This is a genomic window from Tychonema sp. LEGE 06208, assembly GCF_015207505.1.
Lineage (GTDB): Bacteria > Cyanobacteriota > Cyanobacteriia > Cyanobacteriales > Microcoleaceae > Microcoleus.
In genome coordinates, this window is sequence record NZ_JADEWT010000190.1 from 1 (window position 1) to 5,486 (window position 5,486).

Consider the following 5,486-nt stretch of genomic DNA (forward strand, 5'->3'; position numbering starts at 1 on the left):
GGGTAGGGGTAGTGGGGTGGCGCTACCGGGAACTGTGGGGGCAATTACAAAGGAGTTGCGTCCTAGGGTTCTGCTGTCAACTCCGGGCAATACTGCTAAAAAGTCGCCGCTGACTCCGTTGCGAATAATTGTGCTGCCGGCTTTGCTGTCGGTGCTTTGGAAGATTACCAAATCTTCAAACTTGAGGTCGCCGCTGAGTCCGATCGAATCTTCGCCTTGGCGAAAGTCTGTGAAAATGTCCGCATCGGCGATATCCGGGCCGCCTGTGGTCACAAATGCCGGGTTAGTGCCGTTGCTGCTGCCGCTGGGGGAACTGAAGCCACCAATGACAAAGACATCTCTGCCTTCGCCTCCGGCCACGATGTCTTTGCCTGCTTCGCCCCACAGCACGTCGTTGCCAGCGCCGCCGTCGATGATGTCGTCTCCAGCACCTCCAAACACGATGTCGTCACCGTCGCCAGCAAAAATTGTGTCCGCGCCGGCATCTCCGTAGAGCCAGTCGCCTCCTTCGTTGCCAAATAGCAAGTCTTCGCCGTCGCCGCCGAAGAGCGAGTCGTTACCTTGGTCGCCCCACACGATGTCGTCGCCTTTGTCGCCCAAAAAGCTATCGTCGCCAGAGCCCCCGCGCAAGCTGTCGCCGCCTTTGCCGCCGTAAGCGGTGTCTTTGCCTTCGCCTCCGATTACTGTGTCGTTGCCGTCATTGCCGTACAGCAGGTCGGGGTTATTTCCCCCATCAAGGGAGTCGTTGCCTTTACCTCCGTAGATGGTATCGAGTCCTGAACCGCCGTCGAGTACGTCGTTGCCGGGCCCGCCGAACAGCACGTCGTCATCCTCGTTGCCAAATACTAAATCGTCGCCGTCCAAGCCTAGGACGGTATCGTTGCCTTGCAGCCCGGAAATCACGTCTGGGCCGGGACTGCCTCCTAGGGAGTCGTTGGCTTCTGTGCCCCGGATCACGCCTCCGATCGTTGAGGGTGCGGTACCGCCTCCGCCCAAGGTGTCGTCTATGCCACCAAATGTGTCGTCGCCGGAGGGAGGGGGAGTCGGTGCGGGTGTCGGTGTCGGTGCGGGTGTCGGTGTCGGTGCGGGTGTCGGAGTTGGCTCTGGAGTTGGCGTTGGTGCTGGCTCTGGAGTTGGAGTTGGCTCAATTATGATACGCGGTACTGCACTGGGCATTATTTTGGCTCCTTTAAACGACGGTTCCGATTAACTTTAAGAACTGATCAATCTCAGTTTGTTGCCTCAAATCTGGCTTATTATTGATTAATAATCTCGCTCATTTCTAGCATAATAAATCAAAATTGCCAGGGCTATTGATTTTTTTGAACTCTGGCATTTTTTGCGCTAGAAATAGTAATGTTTGCAAGTTTTGATGTGGGTTTTGGGTACACTCTAATATCGCCGGATTTTGCTCGACCCTAAAAGTCTGAATTTAAGTCAGCCTCGATGAGCTATCCAAGGGTGGAAAAAATGAAAATCTTTGCATTCATAATTTTCTTGATGCCTGCCAAATCTCTTAGTTTTAGCCGGACTGCTGACAAGAAACAGAACTCTGAATGAGGGGCAGAAGTGGCCCAGTTTGCTCTTGTCCGTTGACGGCTAGTTCGCTGTGACAAAGGTAAAGTACAGAACAGCGACTTAACAAATCTAGCAGAATTCGCCGCAGCCGCTGTTGGTCGGCGGTGGTTTCGTCTTCGGTTTCCCAGGGACGCCCCAGTTGCGATCGCACAAATAAGGGTGCACCAAACAATGTCGCCGCACCGCCACTCAGCCACAGGGACGAGCCGGCATCCAGCCAAAAGTGCCATTTGTGGGCGCGGCGGCTGCTGCGGTACTGGAAGATGTTGGCCAGGGTGACGGCTTGGGTTTGGGTTCCTTGGGCGCGGACGGGATAGGGGTTGGCGGTGACGGTTCCTTGGCGCAATAACTGGATGAACCGGGCGATGGTTTCTGATTCGCTGCTGTTTGTTGGTTCTTGGCGCTGCATTCGTCCGTGTATTTCCCAGTAGTGGGCGGCGGTTTCCATTAACTCTCGCAGGGCTGATAGCCGATCGTAGGCTAGGTATCTGTCGTTGATCAGAAATTTCTGGATGGCTCGATCGAGCAGGGCTATGGGACTCGGCAACAGCCGCTCTTGTTGTTGCGATCGCTGTTGTTCGATCCACTCGACAATTTGCTCGTAGGCGGCACAGGCTCGGTGTCCCACTCTGTCCCACCGGGGAAAGGCTGTAATTGGTAGCAATTGAGGTCGATCGACATCGGGACAAAAACAGCTATCGGCGATTAAACCTGCTCTCACTTGGTCGATCGATTTTTGATTCGGAATTCTTCGACTTCGCTCAGAAAAAGTTTGAGATTTTAGATGGAAATTGGGCTGGGAATCTTCTGTTTCCGCTACTTCCCGATGTTTCTGGCTGCCTAAAATTACTAGCATTTCGGCTACTGCGTCTCGATCGACTAAACGGCCTAGTCTCGGATAAACTAAGGCTAACAAAGTCAGCAAAGCTCGAATTTCTGGGGTAGTCGAGAGGGGACGCTGATCGTTGAGAGATTCGGCGGCGATGCCGTGTCTGGCTAGAATTTCCGTTAAACTGTAACGGGCGATCGCATCCATCCCCGGAGCAATTACGGCGATTTCTTGCGGCTCTACGGCTGCTGATTTCACTGCATCCACGATGATTTCGGCGGTTTCTCGCAGCAGTTGGGCCCGAGAAATTGTTTCGAGCGATCGAACCGATCCGGGCAAACTCAAGCCTAAAGGATAAAAACCCTCAGAATTTACGGCTAAACTTACCGCCAATTCCCCAATTTCTGGGGATAAACCCGCTTTTGCGTCCAATTTTTCGACGGTGCGACACCTGCTTTCGAGTTGGGCGAGGTCTTCGGTGTCCGCCCCCAAACCCAAACGCACTCCTCCATCTGGATTGTAGGAGAAGGCTCCCGCCACGCCTCGATCGAGCATTCGATCGAACAAATGGCGGCTGATGGCTGGATAATCGTCAACATCATCTGCGATCGTAGCTTGGTATCTAGAGGTCAACTGCTGCTGGTAAGTAACATTTGGCAACAAGTAACGCCAGTAGAGTTCGCAAACAATCCCGTAAGTCAGCAGCCCCCGCGTCAAGCACCATTCCCACCACCTTTCGAGCAATTCTCCCATGCTAGCCCACAGGCTGTGCGAGCCGCCAAAGCCGACAAATCCCTGTTCCAAAATGCTCTTAATTTCTTCTCTGGGGGTGCCGCTGACAGCAGCAAGTTGTAATAAGTCTAGAGTTCGACGCACCATTCGGTTTGGACTGACTCCTGTTTGTTGCAAAATGCCTTCGTCTAATTCGCGACGCCAGAGTCGGGCGGCAAGTTCCAATTCTGTTTCCGGTTGCAGCCTCAGCGGAAATTGAGCCTTCAACTGCAGTGACTCAACTAGCAGCGGCCAAAATAGCAATACTTCTTGCTCAAAAAAACCGAAGGGTGTTGTGGAGTGAAAGGCATATTTTCCTTGGGTGGCTACGGCGATGCGATCGGCTAGTTCCAGCCGATTGTCGCCGTTAGCTGCTAATACTAAAATTGCTGGGGCTGTTTGTCCCGCCCGCCACCGCCCGGAATGCCCCCGGCTTGAAACTGTTGCGGGCAAAGACTTAACGGTTTCGCTCCAAATACAGAACTGCTCGACTAAACGAGCGGTTTTGCCGGTTTTGGCGGCTCCGACAATCCAAATTGAATTTTCTGCCGGCGTTCCCAATTTTTGTAAATCTGTTACCATACCATGAATAATTTAGTCACTAATGTCTGCTGCGAACGAACCAGCTTTTAGTTATGAATACTTCTGCGTGGAATAGGTTTGTCAAATATCTCTACAGCGCTAACCAGTGGTATAGAGATACACCTGAAAGAGCTCTAGAACAAGCTTATGATGCTGCTTTAGCAATTAAGGCGATCGAAGATGAGCATTTTGGGGGCCAACGGATTTCGGAGCGATCGGGCGATTACGGACAAAGCACCCTGTCTTACTTTAAATCCGAACTGCAAAAATACCTCAAGGTGATCCACACCAGGATGGTTGAGTTTAATGCTAGCCGTTATTTTTTGGAATTGCCCGATCGGGTGGGGGCCAAACCGCAGGCGGCAAATAATAGCACAGAGCGCCGCCAGCACGGATTAGGTTTCGACGATCGAGATGGATCGTCCCTTGTCTTTGAGAAGCTCGCATTTATTGATGGGGTCATCGATAAATATATTAATCAGGGTAAATCAACTGCGATCGTTCCGGTTCTCAGCTCAGAAAACCTCCTATTTAAATCTACAAGTAGCACCTCTCAACCTAACAGCAACCTAGGTTCAGCTAATTCAATTCAAACTCAGGCGGGCGAAGTTGACACTAACTCTGAAGAAGTTAATTTATTACCCCGATCGCTTTTGGGAACCTTGAGTCGAATCACTAAAGAACTTAACCCAGAAGCCGAAAAAGACGTAGTTAAGAATTTTCGCAATTCCCAAGTAAAAACAGTCATTTCTCTGAGATTTATATTGCTGCTAATTTTAGTTCCGCTGTTGGCAAATCAAATTTCTAAAAACTTTATTGTAGGGCCGATAGTTGACCAGTTTAGACCTCCGGAAGAATCTCGCATATTCATAAATTATGAGTTGGAAGAAGAAGCCTTTGAAAAACTAGAGCAATTTGAGCGGCAGCTCAAATTTGAAAAATTAATTGGCATTGCTCCCTCGCTTTCAGAAGAGGAAACGGAAAAGAAGATTACCGCAAAAGCAGTTGAGCTAGCGGAGGAATACCGTAGTGAAAGCGGTGGAGCCATTAAAAATATTTTTGCCGACTTAATTTCTTGCTTTGTTTTTGTCTGGATTCTCCTTGTTAACAAGAAAGAAATTGAGGTTTTAAAATCTTTCATGGACGATGTGATTTACGGACTTAGCGACAGTGCTAAGGCTTTCATAATTATTTTGTTTACGGATGTGTTTGTCGGATTTCACTCGCCGCACGGTTGGGAAATAATTCTCGAAGGTTTATCGAGGCATTTGGGACTACCAGAAAATAGGCAGTTTATATTTCTGTTCATCGCGACGTTTCCAGTTATCTTGGATACGGTATTTAAGTATTGGATATTCCGCTATTTAAACCGGAGTTCGCCTTCTGCGGTTGCAACTTACAAGAATATGAACGAGTAATATCAAATCCGGTAGCATCGGAACGAATAAACCGCGAAGACGCTGATAACGCCTTCGCGGTTTATTCGATTTTACCACCTATAAAACCCATTTGACATCTTTGAGTTTTTGGGTTGGGTGACGAAAAATATAGAGAGAAACTGGTTTCTGAGATTTACGCAAGGGGCGAGAAACCGGGTTTCTACAAGTTTTTGGTTGGGTGACGAGAAATATAGAGATCAACCCGGTTTCTGAGATTTATGCAATAGATATCAAATGGGTTCTATAGCAGTTCGATCGCGTTGTGAGGTATGCCCCATGCCCCATGC

The 5,486-nt window shown here is 49.6% G+C and carries 3 protein-coding genes; 1 reads left to right on the top strand and 2 read right to left on the bottom strand.

The genetic code is table 11. The features are described from left to right. Nucleotides 1–1,176 (bottom strand): calcium-binding protein (locus IQ263_RS27485; RefSeq protein WP_304941039.1); only part of this gene is annotated, 1,176 nt, incomplete at its 3' end. 346 nt (nt 1,177–1,522) lie between these two features. Continuing rightward, nucleotides 1,523–3,760, bottom strand: coding sequence for a recombinase family protein (locus tag IQ263_RS27490; protein WP_194071215.1), 2,238 nt, complete (start codon nt 3,758–3,760; stop codon nt 1,523–1,525). A 53-nt stretch (nt 3,761–3,813) separates the two neighbouring features. Between IQ263_RS27490 and IQ263_RS27495 the strand changes: the two genes are divergently transcribed. Next, nucleotides 3,814–5,178, top strand: coding sequence for a proton extrusion protein PcxA (locus IQ263_RS27495; protein ID WP_194071216.1), 1,365 nt, complete (start codon nt 3,814–3,816; stop codon nt 5,176–5,178). The last annotated feature ends 308 nt before the right edge of the window (nt 5,179–5,486 follow it).

Coding starts and splice junctions, on each gene's coding strand:
- IQ263_RS27490 (WP_194071215.1), bottom strand. CDS start 3,760: ATGGTAACAGATTTACAAAAATTGGGAACGCCGGCAGAAAATTCAATT.
- IQ263_RS27495 (WP_194071216.1), top strand. CDS start 3,814: ATGAATACTTCTGCGTGGAATAGGTTTGTCAAATATCTCTACAGCGCT.